We start from the raw sequence: 15,488 nt of genomic DNA, 5'->3' as shown, positions 1-15,488 counted from the left end.
CTGGGAACAACCGGAAACACCTCTCCATTTCCGACACGCAGCACAATTTTTCTTATTCCGCCCAAGCGGTTGCGCCCCAGGGAAAGTTTATTCTACGTCGTATTGCTCAACCGACGAGATCAACCTAAGATTCTCCAGACATGATCGATCCACTCTACGTCGCCTCCGGTTTCGGCGTCGGCCTGCTCGTCGGGATGACCGGCGTGGGCGGCGGTTCCCTGATGACGCCGCTGCTGATCCTGCTGTTCGGTGTTCATCCCTCCACCGCGGTCGGCACCGATCTGCTCTATGCCGCCGCCACCAAAACCGGCGGCAGCGTGGTGCATGGCTGGTCGCGCAGCGTGCACTGGCCGGCGGTGCTGCGGCTCGCCTGCGGCAGCATTCCCGCGAGCGCAGTGACGCTGCTGGTGCTGTGGAAGCTCGACCTCAGAAGCGATTCCGAGCGCAGCCTGGTTAATCTGGTGCTGTGCTTTGCGTTGCTGCTGACCGCGACCTCGCTGATCTTCCGCAAATCGATCATGGAGCGTTATCGCGGCCGGCTCGAACAGGTCGACGAGCGCACCACCGCGATTGCCACCGTCGTCACCGGAATCGTGCTCGGCGTGTTGGTGTCGATTTCGTCGGTGGGCGCCGGTGCGGTCGGCGTGACCGTGCTGCTGCTGCTCTACCCCCGCCTGCCCATGGCGACCATCGTCGGCTCCGACATCGCCCATGCGGTGCCGCTGACGCTGGTCGCCGGCATCGGGCACTGGGCGCTCGGCGACGTGGATTGGGCCCTGATGGGCGTGCTGCTGATGGGCTCGCTGCCCGGCATCATCATCGGCAGCTACAGCGCGACGCGGGTGCCGGAGACGGTGCTGCGGCTGACGCTTGCCAGCGTGCTGTTCGTGGTCGCAGGCAAGATCATGTTTGCGGAGCTGAACCTGTCGTCGGCGTTCGTGACGGCGCTGGCCTGGACGCATTGAGCGGGAGCGGACGCCTCCTTCTCGGTTTCGTAGGGTGGGTTAGCCGAAGGCGTAACCCACCTCTTTTGTTTCCGCGGTGACAGACGCGGTGGGTTACGCCGAGCAGATACGCTTCGCGTATCTGCAGGGCTAACCCACCCTACGGCATCGAGCCGTTACTCCGCCGTCCAGCCGCCATCGATCGAGAGATTGGTGCCGGTGATCTGGGCGGCATCATCGCCGCACAGGAACAGCGCCAATGCGGCGACCTGCTCGGACGTCACGAACTCCTTGGTCGGCTGCGCGTCGAGCAGAACGTCGTTGATGACCTGCTCGCGCGTCAGATTGCGCGCCTTCATCGTGTCGGGGATCTGCCGCTCCACCAGCGGGGTCCAGACGTAGCCGGGACTGATGCAGTTGCAGGTGATCTTGTGGGTCGCGACCTCCAGCGCCACGGTCTTGGTCAGGCCTGCGATGCCGTGCTTGGCCGAGACGTAGGCCGACTTGAAGGGCGAGGCGACCAGCGAATGCGCCGATGCCGTGTTGATGATGCGGCCCCAGCCTTTCTTCTTCATGCCGGGCACGGCGGCACGGATGGCGTGGAAGGCCGAGGACAGGTTGATGGCGATGATCTGGTCCCACTTCTCGAGCGGAAACTCCTCGATCGGCGAGACGAACTGGATGCCGGCATTGTTGACGAGGATGTCGACTGAACCAAAGGTCTTCTCGCCGAGCGCGATCATGCCGGCGATCTCGGCCGGCTTGGTCATGTCGGCGGGCGAATAGATCGCCTTCACCTTGAAGTCCGCCTCGATCTTCGCGCGCTCCTTCTCAATGTCCTCCGGCGTGCCGAAGCCGTTGATGACGACATTGGCGCCGGCGGCGGCGAAGGCGCGTGCATAGGCGAGCCCGATGCCGCTAGTGGACCCGGTCACGACGGCATTCTTGCCTGACAGACTACCCATTCTATTCGCTCCTTTTTGCCGGGGGCGCGGTGACGTCCCCCGTGAGATCGTAGGTCACCATGGTCTCACCGGACTGCGGCCGCTCGAGCCAGTCCTTGTGGCGCATCGACAGATGCACGTCGCGCACGCCGGCCTCCCAATGCTCGACCATGGCGACGTGCGAGAAGTCGTAATCCTTGGACGAGGATTCGTAGTTCTTGCTGCGGTAGATCAGATGCACGACGGTGACGGTGCTTTCGCGCGACACCTTCGCCAGGAATTCGACGGAAGGATCGTTCTTGAGATAATCCGGCAATTTGCCGATCAGGTCGCGCACCGCCCTGCGGGCGTTGTGGATCTGCTTGTTCTTGTCGGTGTTCATCCGCGTGCGGCTGGAATAGCGGATGTCCTTCTCGCGCTCGGCGGCCTCCAGCAGCGAGGTCGGCAGATCGCCGCGCGCGGAAAACAGGTCGACCTGGAAGATCAGCATGTCGCGATCGACCTCGGCGTCGAGCACGTAGTCGAGCGGCGTGTTGGAGGCGATGCCGCCGTCCCAATAATGCTCGCCCTCGATCATCACGGATGGAAAGCCGGGCGGCAGCGCGCCGGAGGCCATGATGTGCTCGGGGCCGATGGTCTTGCCGAGCTTCTTGAACTCGTAATTGTCGAAATATTTGAAGTTGCCGGAGGTGACGCCGACCGCGCCGACCGACAGGCGCGTCTTCAAATCGTTGATGCGGTCGAAATCGACCAGACGCTCCAGCGTCTTCTTCAGCGGTGCGGTGTCGTAATAGCTCTCGGCCTGCGGGCTGCCGGGCGGCCAGAGCGGCGCCGGCGGAATCCGCGGCGTGAAGAAGCCGGGCACGCCGAAGGTCGCGATCAGCGCGGCACTGGTCGAATTGAACAGCTCGCGGCTGTGGTCGCTCTTGCCGATCGGTTTCCACGGCACCGGCGCGGAGACCATCTCCCAGAATTCCTTGAGCCGCTTGACGCGCGTCGGGCCCTCGTTGCCGGCGATGATGGCGGCGTTGACCGCGCCGATCGAGATGCCGGCGACCCATTCCGGCTCGAAACCGTGGCCGCACAGCGCCTGATAGGCGCCGGCCTGATAGGAGCCAAGCGCGCCGCCGCCCTGAAGGACCAGGACGCGTTGCGCATTCGCGGGGATGCTGGCGGATTCCGGGCTATGATCGATCATGCAGGAACAATAGCAAAAGGCGAGCCACCGTGGCGACCCTCCGCCGCGGCGTCAATGCATCCCGGATCAAGTCTGGCTTATCGGGGCTCGGTCGAGGCCAGGATCATGGTCCAGAACACCTTGTATTTGGTGCCGGGAGCATAGCTCGCCGCGATGCCCAATTTTGTGACACCGCCCTTGAGCATGTTGGCGCGGTGGGGCGGCGAATCGCGCCAGCCGGAAAACGCTTCCGCCAGCGTATGATAGCCGGCCGAGACGTTCTCGACGGCAACGGTGGCGGGATAGCCGCCGGTGGCAAGGCGCTTGGCCAGCGGCGCGCGGACGTCGTGATCCATCTTGTTGGCCGCAGCCATAGCCTGGGACTGGGATTCGGCGAGCCGCATCAGGTCAGGGTCGATGACGACGGTGCCGAGGGCGTTGTTCTGGCGGTATTGCGAGATCATGATCGCGGCCGCCTGCGCATCGAGCTTGGAGCCCGGGACCGCCATATCGGCATACATGGACGGCTGCTGGACCGGTGCCTCGTTGCCGGCACAGCCGGCAAGCAGCAAAGTGATGAGAATTGCGGCCGCAGCGCGCATGTAAAGCCCCCGAATGAGGGGCCGTTGTTGCATACCAACCGTGGCTGAAAGGTGAATTTTGAAGAAAATCGTTCCTGTCATTCCGGGGCAGCGCGTAGCGCTGAACTGTGGTGCGCAATCGCGCACCTGAGACTCTCGCGCCATAACCTCGAGATTCCGGGGGCGATGCTTCGCATCGCCACGGAATGACAGAGCGTTTAGCCCGCAAATATCCGGTAACGGCGCGGCTCGAGGCCGATGGTGTCGCCGGCGCGCAGTTCCTTGTCGCGGGGGGCGTCGATCTCGATGGTCTCGCCGCCCGACAATGCGACCTCGGCGCGCTGCACGGGACCGAAATTGCGGACGTGCTGGACCGCGCCCTCGAAGGCGCCGCTGCCGGGGGGCCCGACCAGCATGTCATGTCGCCGCACGAACAGTTTTGACGCGCCAGGCGCAAGCCCGTCCGCCGCGAGGGTGAGCGGCCGGTCACCCAGCCTGATCACGCCGCCTTCGACCTGAACCGGCAGTTCGATGGACTCGCCGATAAAGCCGTGCACGAAGGCCGTCGCCGGGGTCTCATAGACGTCGTCGGGCGAGCCGATCTGCTCGATCCTGCCCTTGTCCATGACGACGACGCGGTTGGCGACTTCGAGCGCCTCCTCCTGGTCGTGGGTGACGAAGATGGAGGTGACGTTGATCTCGTGATGCAGCGAGCGCAGCCATCGGCGCAGTTCTTTCCGCACCTTGGCATCGAGCGCGCCGAAGGGCTCGTCGAGCAAGAGGATGCGCGGCTCGATCGCGAGCGCGCGGGCGAGCGCAATGCGCTGGCGCTGGCCGCCGGAGAGCTGGCTCGGATAGCGGTCGGCGAGCCAGTCGAGCTGAACGAGGTCGAGCAGTTCCTTGACCCGCGCCCGGATCGCGGTTTCGTCCTTGCGTACCCCGCGCGGCTGCACGCGCAGGCCGAAGGCGACGTTCTCGAACACGGTCATGTGGCGGAACAGCGCGTAATGCTGGAACACGAAGCCGACATGCCGCTCGCGCGCACCCTGCGCCAGCGCGTCCTCGCCATTGAAGGAGACCTCGCCGGAATCAGGCCAGTCGAGGCCGGCGATGATCCGCAGCAGCGTGGTCTTGCCGGAGCCTGACGGACCGAGCAGCGCCAGCAATTCACCATTGTCGACCTTGAGGTCGACGCCGTCGAGGGCGGCAAAACTGCCGAACTTCTTGACGAGATTCTTGACTTCAATGGTCACTTGCGTCGTCTCCTTCGTCGAGGTGACGTTCGAGAACGGTCTTTGCGATCAGCGTGATCAGCGCCAGCATCGCCAGCAGCGAGGCGATCGCGAAGGCGGCGACGAACTGGTATTCGTTGTAGAGGATCTCGACCAGCAGCGGCATCGTGTTGGTCTCACCGCGGATATGGCCTGAGACGACGGAGACCGCGCCGAACTCGCCCATCGCACGCGCATTGCAGAGCAGGACGCCATAGAGCACGCCCCATTTGATGTTGGGCAGGGTGACGCGGAAGAAGGTCTGCAAGCCCGAAGCGCCGAGCGAAACCGCGGCCTCCTCCTCCTGCGTGCCCTGCTCCTGCATCAGCGGGATCAGCGCGCGCGCGACGAACGGGAAGGTCACGAAGGTGGTGGCGAGCGCAATGCCGGGCACGGCGAACAGGATCTGGATGTCGTGATCCCTGAGCCAGCCGCCGAAATAACCCTGCGCGCCGAACAGCAGCACGAAGACGAGACCGGAGATCACCGGGCTGACCGAAAACGGCAGGTCGATCAGCGTGATCAGGAAGGTCTTGCCCGGGAAATCGAATTTTGCAATCGCCCAGGCGGCGACGAGGCCGAAGACAAGGTTGAGGCCGACCGAGATCGCCGCGACGATCAACGTCAGCTTGATCGCGGCCAGCGCCTCCGGCTCGGCGAGCGCGGAGAGATAGGCGAGGATTCCCTTCGAAAAGGCCTGCGCGAACACGACCACCAGCGGCAGCACGACGAAGACGGAAAGAAAGATCATCGCCAGCGCGATGATGGTGATGCGCACCGCGCGCGGTTCGGTGCGCAAATTGTCTTGCGCCGCCGCCGCATGTGCCCGTGCCTTCGCACGTGCCTTGGCGTCGGGAGCCGAGAGCGACACGGAGTCTGCGATCTGCATCGTCATCGCATCCTCCTCAGCGCGCCGGGATCCGGCTCCGCGCCCAGCGCTGGAGCCGGTTGACGGCGAAAATGATGACGAAGGAGACGACGAGCATGACCACAGCGATGGCGGTCGCGTCGGCGTAGCGAAATTCGGACAGCCGGATCACGATCAAGAGCGGCGCGATCTCGGAGACATTAGGCAGATTGCCGGCAATGAAGATCACCGAGCCGTATTCACCGACCGCGCGGGCAAAGGCGAGCGCGAGCCCGGTGAGCAGCGCCGGCGCGAGCGAGGGCAGGATCACGCGGATGATGGTCTGCCAGCGGCTGGCGCCCAGGCTGCCCGCGGCCTCCTCGATCTCGGGGTCGAGATCCTGCAGCACCGGCTGCACCGTGCGCACCACGAAGGGAATGCCGATGAAGATCATGGCGACGAAGATGCCGACCGGCGTGAACGCCACCTTAATGCCGAGCGCCGCGAGCGGCGCCCCGAGCCAGCCCTTCTCGGCGAACAGCGCGGTCAGCGCGACCCCGGCGACCGCCGTCGGCAGCGCGAAGGGCACGTCGACGATGGCGTCGAACAGCCGCCGGCCGGGGAAGCGGTAGCGCACCAGCGCCCAGACGATGATGCTGCCCATGACGAGGTTGACGCAGGCCGCCGCGAACGCGAGGCCGAAGGAAACCCGCAGGGCATTCAGGGTGCGCCGGCTGGAGAGGATGTTCCAGAACTGCTCGGGGCTGAGCTCGAGCGATTTCAGGAACAGCCCGGCGAGCGGAATCAGGATGATGATCGACAGCCAGGAAAGCGTCAGTCCCATGGTGAGACCGAAGCCCGGCAATGTCCGGCGTCGTGCTGCGCGTGCGCTCACCAGGCCCCCTGCTAAAGCCCATAAGACAGCGCCAGATCAATTCTTATAGATCTGGTCAAAGATGCCGCCGTCGGCGAAATGTTCCTTCTGCGCCTTGGTCCAACCACCGAAAACGTCGTCGATCGTGAATAGTTCGACCTTTGCGAAGGCATTTTCGTACTTTTTAGCAATCTCGGCATCGCGCGGGCGGTAGAAGTTGCGCGCGGCGATCTCCTGCCCCTCCTTGGTGTACCAATACTGGAGGTAGGCATCGGCGGCGTTGCGGGTGCCCTTCTTGTCGGCAACCTTGTCGACGATCGCGACCGGCGGCTCGGCGAGGATGGATTGCGGCGGCGCCACGATCTCGAATTTCTCCCGGCCGAATTCCTTCAGGGCGAGAAACGCCTCGTTCTCCCAGGCGAGCAGCACGTCGCCGACGCCGCGCTCGACGAAGGTCACGGTGGCGCCGCGCGCGCCGGTATCGAGCACCGGCACCTGCTGGTAGAGCTTTCCGATGAAGTCCTTGGCCTTGTCGGCGGCGCCGTATTTCTTCTGCGCAAAGCCCCAGGCCGCCAGATAATTCCAGCGCGCGCCGCCCGACGTCTTCGGGTTCGGCGTGATCACGGCAACGCCCGGCTTGATCAGATCGTCCCAGTCCTTGATCGCCTTGGGGTTGCCCTTGCGCACCAGGAACACGATGGTTGACGTGTAGGGCGACGCATTCTGCGGTAACCGCTTCTGCCAGTCCGTCGCCGTGAGGCCCTTGCCGGCGATCGCGTCGATGTCGTAGGCGAGCGCGAGCGTCACCACATCGGCCTGCAATCCGTCGATCACCGCCCGCGCCTGCGAACCGCTGCCGCCATGCGACTGCTTGATCTCGACGCTCTTGCCGGTCTCTTTCTGATAGGCGTTCGCGAACGCCTTGTTGAATTCGGCATAGAGCTCGCGCGTCGGATCATACGACACGTTGAGCAGATTGATGTCAGCAGCGAGAGCCGCGCTTGCCAAGAAACCCGTCGCGAGAAGTCCTGCAGCGAGCGGAACGATACGGCGGATCATGTCCATCTCCATTCACTTCGACGACATCAGTGTCAGCGAAGGCAGGCGAAACTCGCGGCGAAACGCGCTTAAGTCAACGAAACCGGATTTTCTTGTTCGCAGCGTGGCAGCGTGACTGTGCTACGAAGTCTTCATCGTGTGGATGCCGCATTCTGTCTTGGCCCGGCCGCGCCAGCGACCGGCACGTTCATCCTCACCCTCGGCCGTTCTGCTCGTGCAAGGCATACACCCAACCGACAGGAAACCGGAGGCGGCCAGTGGATGACGCGGCAATTTGGCGCGGACGAAGATGGCCTCGAGTTCCTCGCGCGAGACGTTGGCGAAGGGGTTGAACTTCAACCGCGCGCCATCGTCTTCGACCACCGGAATGTCGGCGCGCGCATTGCCCTGGAAGCGCTTGCGGCCATTGAGCCAGGCCGAGAACGGCTTCAATGCCCGCGCCAGCGGCTCGACTTTACGAATGCGGCAGCAGGCGTCGGGATCGGAGAACCAGAGGTCGCGATCGGGATCGTCACGCGACAATGTTTCTTCCGCAGGCTTGATCGAACGCACGTCCTTCAGGCCAAGCGTCGCGATCAGCGTGTCGCGATAGGCCAGCGTCTCCTCGAACAGCCAGCCGGTATCGAGGAAGATCACGGGGATCGCGGGGTCGACGTCCGCCATGACCTTCAGCAGCGTCGCCGATTCCGTGCCGAACGACGACACCAGCGCCAGCTTTTCGCGCCCGACCGTCTTCAGCGCCGCGGCGACGATCTCCGCGGGCGAGGCATCGCGCAGCGCGCGATCGAGTTCGTCCGCCGACGGCAGCGCAGAGGCAGACGTCGGCGAAACCTGAGGCGCGATCGCGTTCACGTGCCGACGCCTTCGGAATGGCGCAGCTGCATGCGCCGGTGCAAGGCCGTGATGCGGCCGTCGCCGGTCGGCTGGTAGAACACCGAATAGCGCTTGGCGGTCTGCATGAAGGCTTCCGCGTCGGCCTGCTTCTTGACGTCGAAGGAATCAAAGCCGGCGCGCAGCATGAACACGAACTGGTCGCGCAGCACCTGGCCGGTGGCGCGCAATTCGCCGCGGTAATTGTAACGCTCGCGCAGCAGCCGGGCCTGGCTGTAGGCACGGCCGTCGCGGAAGGTCGGGAACACCAGCGCAACGACGGCGATCTTGCCGAGATAGGGGACCAGTTCGGCGATGTCGCGGTTGTTCGGCCAGATCACGCCGACCTTGCCGGCACGCTTGAGCAGCGCATCGGCCTCGCCGATGAAGCGCTCGGCCGGCACCAGGATGTCGCCGCCCTCGGGCAGCGGCGTGTCGACGGCCAGCTTGACGAAGCTGTCGTCGGCGATCTTTCCGCCGTTAACGAGTGGCATAGACGCGCTCCTTGAAGGGTTCGACGCCGAGGCGTTTCACTGTGTCCATGAACAGCTCGTCGGGCCGCTCGCGCAGCGCCAGATAGGCTTCCACGATGTCCTCGACGACGTCGGCGACCTCGTCGAACTTGACGCCCGGCCCGATCAGGTTCCCGAGCGCGGCGTTTTCGTCTGCACGGCCGCCGATGGTGATCTGGTAAACTTCCTCGCCGTTCTTCTCGACGCCGAGAATGCCGATATGGCCGACATGGTGATGACCGCAGGCGTTGATGCAGCCTGAGATGTTGATGTGGAGCCGGCCGATCAGGTTGGCGAGCTCGTGGTTGGCGAAGCGCCGCGTCAGTTCCTGCGCGATCGGGATCGAGCGCGCATTCGCCAGCGAGCAATAGTCGAGACCCGGGCAGGCGATGATGTCGGTGATCAGGTTGACGTTCGGCGTCGCGAGGCCAAGCTTGTCGAGCGCCTTCCACAGCGCCGGCAGATCGCGCTTGGCGACATGCGGCAGCGCCAGGTTCTGCTCGTGGCCAACGCGGATCTCACCGAAGGAATATTTGTCGGCGAGATCGGCCAGCGCATCCATCTGCTCCGCCGTGGCATCGCCCGGAGGCGCGCCAATCGGCTTCAGCGAGATCGTGACGATGGAGTAGCCCTGGTTCTTGTGCGGGGCCACCGAGTTCTTGCGCCACGCTTCGAAATCGGGATCGGCCGCCGCCTGCCGAAGTTCGTCCGGCATGTGCGGGAGCTTTTCGTAAGGAGGATAGGTGAAGCGCGAGCGGATGTCCTCGATCACCTCGTCGTCGATCTGGAGCGAGGAGTTGCGGATGTGCTGCCACTCCTCCTCGACCTCGCGGGAGAACTTCTCGATGCCGAGCTCGTGCACCAGGATCTTGATGCGCGCCTTGTAGATGTTGTCGCGACGACCGTACTGATTGTAGACGCGCAGGATCGCCTCGATATAGCTGAGAATATCGCGGCCGTGCACGAAGTGCTTGATGGTCTTGGCGATGAACGGCGTGCGGCCAAGACCGCCGCCGACCAGCACCTCGAAGCCGGTCTCGCCCTTTTCGTTCTTGATCAGGCGAAGGCCGATGTCGTGGATCTTGATCGCGGCACGGTCGTGGTCCGACGCGGTGATCGCGATCTTGAACTTGCGCGGCAGGAACGAGAACTCCGGATGCAGCGTGGTGTGCTGGCGGATCAGCTCCGACCAGATGCGGGGATCCTCGATCTCGCCCGGCGCGACGCCGGCCCACTGGTCCGAGGTGACGTTGCGCATGTTGTTGCCGGAGGTCTGCATCGCATGGATGCCAACCTTGGCGAGATCTTCCAGCGCGTCCGGCAATTCGGCGAGCTTGATCCAGTTGAACTGGATGTTCTGCCGCGTGGTGAAATGGCCGTAGCCGCGGTCGTATTTGCGCGCGACATGGGCGAGCGCCCGCAGCTGGTTCGTCGCCAGCGTGCCATAGGGGATCGCAACGCGGAACATGTAGGCGTGCAGTTGCAGATAGACGCCGTTCTGCAGGCGCAAGATCTTGAACTCGTCCTCGGTGAGCTCGCCGGAGAGGCGCCGCTTCACCTGGTCGCGGAACTCCGAGACGCGCTCATTGACGAGCGTGCGGTCGATTTCGTCGTAAGCATACATAAGAAAGCGCCTTAAACCTGGGCCGACTGTCCGATGGTCACACCGGTGCGGCGGATCTGTTCGCGCAGATTGCCGGGTTCGATCTTGCCGTCCGCGCCGACCTGCACCGGGGCGATATAGGGACCGATCGCGCCGACGTCATCGGCGACGGACTCCGCAAGCAACGCCTTGGCCTCGTCGGAGTTGCGCACGATCGCAGCTTCCGACAGGTCCGGGGACCAGCTCCTGGCGGCGGTGCGATAAACCACGATGCCGTCCCAGGTACGGTTGGCGGTCACGATCGAGGGGCCGGCGATCTTGATCTTCTTCTGTTCAAGCGGGGAGGTCATTCGGCTGCATCCAATAGGTCAGAGATGATTTGCTTTGGGGTTTCGCGGCGAAGGGAACCGGCATGCCGGACCACCTCGCCGATGATGAGAATGGCGGGACCGCCGCTGACCCGCCGCACCAGCTCGGGAAGGTCGCGCAGCGTGCCGATCGCGCTCTGCGCGTCGGGACGGGTGACGCGCGCGAACACGCCGACCGGCGTCTCCGGCGAACGGCCGGCGGCGAACAGGCCGGCGCGCACGGCCGGCGCCGCGGTCATGCCCATGTAGACGACGACGGTCATTTTGGTGTCGGTCAGCGTCGACCAGTCCACGACTTCCGCATCGCGCGCCTTGTGCGCGGTGAGGAAGGTGATGCGGGTCGCTTCGTGACGGTAGGTGAGCGGCACCTCGAAATCGGCGGCGCCGCCGAGCCCCGCGGTGATGCCGGGGATGATCGAATAGGCGACGCCTGCCGCGCGCAGGGCTTCGACCTCTTCGCCACCACGGCCGAACACGAAGGGATCGCCGCCCTTCAGCCGCACCACGCGCTGACCGGATTGCGCGGCCTCGATCATGCGCTTGTTGATGGCGTCCTGGCCGATGCCGGGCTTGCCGACGCGGCGGCCGACGGCAACGCGCGTGGTGTCACGGCGGATGCGGTCGAGAATTTCGCCCGAGACCAGCTCGTCATGGAAGACGATGTCGGCGTCCTGCAATGCGCGCAGCGCTTTGATGGTGAGAAGATCGGGATCTCCGGGACCGGCGCCGACCAACGCGACCGAGCCTTCGGGCTCGTCGGCACGCGCGAATTCGGAGGGATCGGCAATCGCCTTGAGCGCGGCATCCGCCTCGCTCCTGCGGCCGCCGAGCACGGCGGCGCCGATCGGGCCGTCGATGACGCGCTCCCAGAACCGGCGGCGCAGCGGAAACTCAGTGATGCGCTCGTTGATGGACTTGCGAAAGCCGCCGATGAACTCGGCGAGCTCGCCGATACGGGCCGGCAGCAGCGCCTCGATCTTCTCGCGCACGCGCCGTGCCACGACGGGCGAGGTGCCGCCGGTGCCGACTGCGACCACGACATCGCCGCGATCGACGATCGCCGGGAAGATGAAGCTGGAATGTTCGAGATCGTCCATGACGTTGACGGGCAGACCGAGAGCCTTGGCGCGAACCGACATCGCCACGCCGACATCACCCGCACCAGCGCAGACGATGGCGATGACGCCGGCGAGATCGGCGGTCAGTGGATCGCCGGCAGCGATCTCGATCCGCACCGCGTCCTCCGAGTTGAGACCCAAATCATGATTGCCGTCGATCGCATGCACGCGGATGCGCGCACCGGCCGCAGCGAGCACGCGCAGCTTGGCACGCAAAAGCTCACCCGCGCCGATGAGGACCACCGGACCGGCCTTGAGATCGAGAAACACCGGCAAGAACCGCATGCGATACTCGCTTCCCCCACATCCGGGGTTGACTGGAATTATTTTCTATATATGTGTCGTTTCGAGCGCGCAAAGAGAAAATTTTTTCTTCTCTTCCGCACCGCAACTATAGAATTTTCGCCTCCAAACGCAAAGTGGCAGAGATGCATCTTCTCAAGGACGATTCCGCAGCGAGCGGACTGAGCAGCGCGGCCCCGGCCGAGCGCGCACGCACGCAAGAATTTTCTGCTGACCTTGCCCCCAGCATGGACCATCTCGACCAGCTCGAGGCGCAGAGCATCTACATCTTCCGCGAGGCCTTCGCCCGGCTGAAGAAGATCGCGCTGCTGTGGTCGCTCGGGAAGGACTCCAACGTCATGATCTGGCTGGCGCGGAAAGCGTTCTTCGGCCGCGTGCCGTTCCCGGCTTTGCATGTCGACACCGGCAAGAAGTTTCCGGAGATGTACCGCTTTCGGGATCACTACGGCAAAGAATGGGATCTCGATCTGCGCGTCGAGCCCTGCCCGCCCATCGATGCCGTCGATCCGACGCTGCCGCCGGCCGCGCGCTCCGCTGCGCGCAAGACCGAAGGCCTCAAGATGGCGCTCGGCAAATTCGGCTTTGACGGCCTGATCGCCGGCATCCGCCGCGACGAGGAGGCAACGCGCGCCAAGGAGCGTGTGTTCTCGCCGCGCGGGCTCGAAGGCAATTGGGACGTGCGCGACCAGCCGCCGGAGTTCTGGGACCATTTCAACGCCTCGCCGCCGCAGGGCGCGCATCTGCGCATCCATCCGATCCTGCATTGGACCGAGGCCGACATCTGGGCCTACACCAAGCGCGAGAACATCCCGATCATCCCGCTATATCTCGCCAGGGACGGCAAGCGCTATCGCTCGCTGGGGGATCAGGACATCACCAATCCGGTCGCGTCGACCGCGTCCAACATCGACGAGATCCTGATCGAGCTCGAGCAGACCAAGGTGCCGGAGCGCGCCGGCCGCGCACTCGACCACGAGACCGAGGACGCCTTCGAGCGCCTGCGCGTCGCCGGCTATCTCTGATCAAGAACGCGAGCGCGATATGAACATGATCGTCACCCCCGCTTCGCCGGCCACCCCGAACGGCACCACCCGTCCGCAGGTCCGCATCGTCATCGTCGGCCATGTCGATCACGGCAAATCGACGCTGGTCGGCCGCCTCTTGCACGAGACCGGCAGCCTGCCCGACGGCAAGCTCGACATGCTGAAAGCCGTCAGCGCGCGACGCGGCATGCCGTTCGAATGGTCGTTCCTGCTGGATGCGCTGCAGACCGAGCGGGACCAGGGCATCACCATCGACACCACGCAGATCCGCTTCCGCACCAATTCGCGCGACATCGTTCTGATCGACGCGCCCGGCCACGCCGAATTCCTGCGCAACATGATCACCGGCGCCTCGCAGGCCGACGGCGCGGTGCTGATCATCGACGCGCTCGAAGGCGTGCGCGACCAGACACGGCGGCACGGCTATCTCCTGCATCTGCTCGGCGTGAAGCAGGTCGCGATCGTCGTCAACAAGATGGACCGAGTCGACTTCTCCGCAGAGCGTTTCAAGGAGATCAGCGACGAGATCTCCGCGCATCTGAACGGCCTCGGCGTGAAGCCCACGGCGGTGATCCCGATCTCCGCGCGCGACGGCGACGGCGTCGCAATGCGCACCGATCGCATCTCCTGGTACAAGGGACCGACGGTGGTCGAGGCGCTCGACGCTCTCGAGCCGGCCCGGCCGCTGGAAGCGCTGGCGCTGCGGCTGCCGGTGCAGGCGATCTACAAGTTCGACGACCGCCGCATCGTCGCGGGCCGCATCGAATCCGGCAGCCTCATTGCCGGCGACGAGATCGTGATCATGCCGGCTGGCAAGATCGCGAAGATCAAGACCGTCGAGAGCTGGCCGGTGACGCCGGTTGCGGGACGGCAGGGCGCGGGCCGCTCGGTCGGCATTACGCTCGACCGCGAACTATTCGTCGAGCGCGGCGATATCATCGCGCACGCGAGCGCCGCCCCGCGCGAGACGCGGCGGCTGCGCGCGCGGATCTTCTGGCTGCACGACAAGCCGCTCGCCAAGGGCGACCAGCTCCTGGTCCGCTGCGGGCCGAAGGAAAGCCGCGCCACGGTCGTCGCGATCGAGAAGGCGGTCGATCCGGGCGAGCTCTCGAGCAGCGAGAACAAGGCGATCGGCCGCAACCATGTCGGCGAGATCGACATCTCGCTGTCGAATCCGATTGCCACCGATCCCTACACCGAGAATCCTAGCACCGGCCGTCTCGTGATCGAAGTCTCCGGGCGCATCGCCGGCGGCGGTCTGGTGCTGTCGGTCGATGCCGGCCAGCGCGCCTTGCCGGTGGACATCGTGCCGGTGGAATCCGCACTTCGTCCCGACGAGCGCTCCGCGCGCTATCAGCACAACGGCGCGGTGGTCTGGCTCACCGGCCTGCCGGCCTCGGGCAAGTCGACGCTCGCCAAGGCGCTGGAACGGCGGCTGTTCACCAATGGCGGCTCGCCGATCCTGCTCGACGGCGACACGCTGCGCGCCGGGCTCAACAGCGATCTCGGCTTCTCCACGGCTGACCGCAGCGAGAACATCCGCCGCCTTGCCGAAGTCGCAACGCATCTCGCACGTAACGGCCATATCGCCATCGTCGCCGCGGTCTCGCCCGCGCGCGAGGACCGCGCCACGGCGCGCCGCATCGCCGACACCGCGTTCCGCGAGATCCATGTCGCGACGCCGGCAGAGGTCTGCGAGGATCGCGACCCCAAGGGGCACTACAAGAAGGCCCGCGCCGGCGCGCTGGCGTCGTTCACCGGCATCGGTAACGACTACGAAGCGCCTCAGGCGGCCGAGCTCGTGATCGACACCTCGACGCGGACCGTCGCCGAGGCAGCCGATGAGATCGAGCAGATGCTGAAGACGACGGGCGTGCTGTTCGACGAAACCGTGGACCTCGCCGCGAATATTTGAGGCAGGCTCCATCCGCTTGCGCAGCTGCGTTCCCTCCCCCTTGCGGGGGAGGGCTAGGG

15 protein-coding genes are annotated in these 15,488 nt (G+C 64.9%); 3 read left to right on the top strand and 12 right to left on the bottom strand.

Annotation, left to right across the window (positions count from 1 at the left end; all coding sequences use genetic code 11):
• Window positions 1–140: 140 nt before the first annotated feature.
• Window positions 141–965, top strand: a complete 825-nt coding sequence (locus GDN70_RS08100; RefSeq protein WP_028142056.1) for a sulfite exporter TauE/SafE family protein — start codon at window positions 141–143, stop codon at window positions 963–965.
• Window positions 966–1,120: 155 nt separating this feature from the next.
• Here the strand turns inward: GDN70_RS08100 and GDN70_RS08095 are convergent, their stop codons facing one another.
• From GDN70_RS08095 to cysG, 12 genes are all read right to left on the bottom strand, one after another.
• Window positions 1,121–1,909, bottom strand: a complete 789-nt coding sequence (locus GDN70_RS08095; protein ID WP_028142057.1) for a 3-hydroxybutyrate dehydrogenase — start codon at window positions 1,907–1,909, stop codon at window positions 1,121–1,123.
• Window position 1,910: 1 nt separating this feature from the next.
• Entirely contained in the window at window positions 1,911–3,086 is a 1,176-nt protein-coding gene (locus GDN70_RS08090; protein ID WP_028142058.1) for a patatin-like phospholipase family protein, read from the bottom strand.
• A gap of 77 nt (window positions 3,087–3,163) precedes the next feature.
• Entirely contained in the window at window positions 3,164–3,667 is a 504-nt protein-coding gene (locus tag GDN70_RS08085; RefSeq protein ID WP_018318739.1) for a CAP domain-containing protein, read from the bottom strand.
• Between the two features lie 197 nt (window positions 3,668–3,864).
• Complete coding sequence (locus GDN70_RS08080; protein WP_038971366.1) at window positions 3,865–4,899, bottom strand: sulfate/molybdate ABC transporter ATP-binding protein; 1,035 nt, start codon at window positions 4,897–4,899, stop codon at window positions 3,865–3,867.
• Window positions 4,889–5,812, bottom strand: coding sequence for a sulfate ABC transporter permease subunit CysW (gene cysW, locus GDN70_RS08075; RefSeq protein ID WP_038950062.1), 924 nt, complete (start codon window positions 5,810–5,812; stop codon window positions 4,889–4,891). Before cysW ends, GDN70_RS08080 begins: the two co-directional genes overlap by 11 nt.
• 10 nt (window positions 5,813–5,822) lie before the next feature.
• The gene (cysT, locus tag GDN70_RS08070) at window positions 5,823–6,608 is read right to left on the bottom strand and encodes a sulfate ABC transporter permease subunit CysT (protein WP_038950061.1); all 786 of its coding nucleotides are present in this window, start codon (window positions 6,606–6,608) and stop codon (window positions 5,823–5,825) included.
• An 87-nt stretch (window positions 6,609–6,695) separates the two neighbouring features.
• Complete coding sequence (locus GDN70_RS08065) at window positions 6,696–7,709, bottom strand: sulfate ABC transporter substrate-binding protein (protein WP_085968341.1); 1,014 nt, start codon at window positions 7,707–7,709, stop codon at window positions 6,696–6,698.
• A 108-nt stretch (window positions 7,710–7,817) separates the two neighbouring features.
• Window positions 7,818–8,549, bottom strand: a complete 732-nt coding sequence (locus GDN70_RS08060; RefSeq protein WP_038971365.1) for a phosphoadenylyl-sulfate reductase — start codon at window positions 8,547–8,549, stop codon at window positions 7,818–7,820.
• Window positions 8,546–9,061 carry a DUF934 domain-containing protein gene (locus GDN70_RS08055; protein ID WP_038971364.1) on the bottom strand — a complete coding sequence of 172 codons (516 nt, stop codon included), beginning with the start codon at window positions 9,059–9,061 and terminating at the stop codon, window positions 8,546–8,548. Before GDN70_RS08055 ends, GDN70_RS08060 begins: the two co-directional genes overlap by 4 nt.
• The gene (locus GDN70_RS08050; protein WP_038971363.1) at window positions 9,048–10,703 is read right to left on the bottom strand and encodes a nitrite/sulfite reductase; all 1,656 of its coding nucleotides are present in this window, start codon (window positions 10,701–10,703) and stop codon (window positions 9,048–9,050) included. The genes GDN70_RS08055 and GDN70_RS08050 overlap by 14 nt, the downstream gene beginning before the upstream one ends.
• Before the next feature lie 11 nt (window positions 10,704–10,714).
• The gene (locus GDN70_RS08045; RefSeq protein ID WP_028142067.1) at window positions 10,715–11,032 is read right to left on the bottom strand and encodes a DUF2849 domain-containing protein; all 318 of its coding nucleotides are present in this window, start codon (window positions 11,030–11,032) and stop codon (window positions 10,715–10,717) included.
• Window positions 11,029–12,453 carry a siroheme synthase CysG gene (gene cysG / locus GDN70_RS08040; protein WP_152102366.1) on the bottom strand — a complete coding sequence of 475 codons (1,425 nt, stop codon included), beginning with the start codon at window positions 12,451–12,453 and terminating at the stop codon, window positions 11,029–11,031. The genes GDN70_RS08045 and cysG overlap by 4 nt, the downstream gene beginning before the upstream one ends.
• A 245-nt stretch (window positions 12,454–12,698) precedes the next feature.
• Between cysG and cysD the strand changes: the two genes are divergently transcribed.
• Entirely contained in the window at window positions 12,699–13,493 is a 795-nt protein-coding gene (gene cysD / locus GDN70_RS08035) for a sulfate adenylyltransferase subunit CysD (RefSeq protein ID WP_038950054.1), read from the top strand.
• 19 nt (window positions 13,494–13,512) lie between these two features.
• The gene (gene cysC / locus GDN70_RS08030; protein WP_152102365.1) at window positions 13,513–15,429 is read left to right on the top strand and encodes an adenylyl-sulfate kinase; all 1,917 of its coding nucleotides are present in this window, start codon (window positions 13,513–13,515) and stop codon (window positions 15,427–15,429) included.
• The last annotated feature ends 59 nt before the right edge of the window (window positions 15,430–15,488 follow it).

Source organism: Bradyrhizobium sp. TM102, assembly GCF_009176685.1.
Classification (GTDB): domain Bacteria; phylum Pseudomonadota; class Alphaproteobacteria; order Rhizobiales; family Xanthobacteraceae; genus Bradyrhizobium; species Bradyrhizobium ottawaense.
This window is presented reverse-complemented; position numbering and strand designations above follow the sequence as displayed.

Coding starts and splice junctions, on each gene's coding strand:
- GDN70_RS08095 (WP_028142057.1), bottom strand. CDS start 1,909: ATGGGTAGTCTGTCAGGCAAGAATGCCGTCGTGACCGGGTCCACTAGC.
- GDN70_RS08090 (WP_028142058.1), bottom strand. CDS start 3,086: ATGATCGATCATAGCCCGGAATCCGCCAGCATCCCCGCGAATGCGCAA.
- cysC (WP_152102365.1), top strand. CDS start 13,513: ATGAACATGATCGTCACCCCCGCTTCGCCGGCCACCCCGAACGGCACC.
- cysW (WP_038950062.1), bottom strand. CDS start 5,812: ATGACGATGCAGATCGCAGACTCCGTGTCGCTCTCGGCTCCCGACGCC.
- GDN70_RS08065 (WP_085968341.1), bottom strand. CDS start 7,709: ATGGAGATGGACATGATCCGCCGTATCGTTCCGCTCGCTGCAGGACTT.
- cysT (WP_038950061.1), bottom strand. CDS start 6,608: ATGGGACTGACGCTTTCCTGGCTGTCGATCATCATCCTGATTCCGCTC.
- GDN70_RS08055 (WP_038971364.1), bottom strand. CDS start 9,061: ATGCCACTCGTTAACGGCGGAAAGATCGCCGACGACAGCTTCGTCAAG.
- GDN70_RS08100 (WP_028142056.1), top strand. CDS start 141: ATGATCGATCCACTCTACGTCGCCTCCGGTTTCGGCGTCGGCCTGCTC.
- GDN70_RS08085 (WP_018318739.1), bottom strand. CDS start 3,667: ATGCGCGCTGCGGCCGCAATTCTCATCACTTTGCTGCTTGCCGGCTGT.
- GDN70_RS08045 (WP_028142067.1), bottom strand. CDS start 11,032: ATGACCTCCCCGCTTGAACAGAAGAAGATCAAGATCGCCGGCCCCTCG.
- cysD (WP_038950054.1), top strand. CDS start 12,699: ATGGACCATCTCGACCAGCTCGAGGCGCAGAGCATCTACATCTTCCGC.
- GDN70_RS08050 (WP_038971363.1), bottom strand. CDS start 10,703: ATGTATGCTTACGACGAAATCGACCGCACGCTCGTCAATGAGCGCGTC.
- cysG (WP_152102366.1), bottom strand. CDS start 12,453: ATGCGGTTCTTGCCGGTGTTTCTCGATCTCAAGGCCGGTCCGGTGGTC.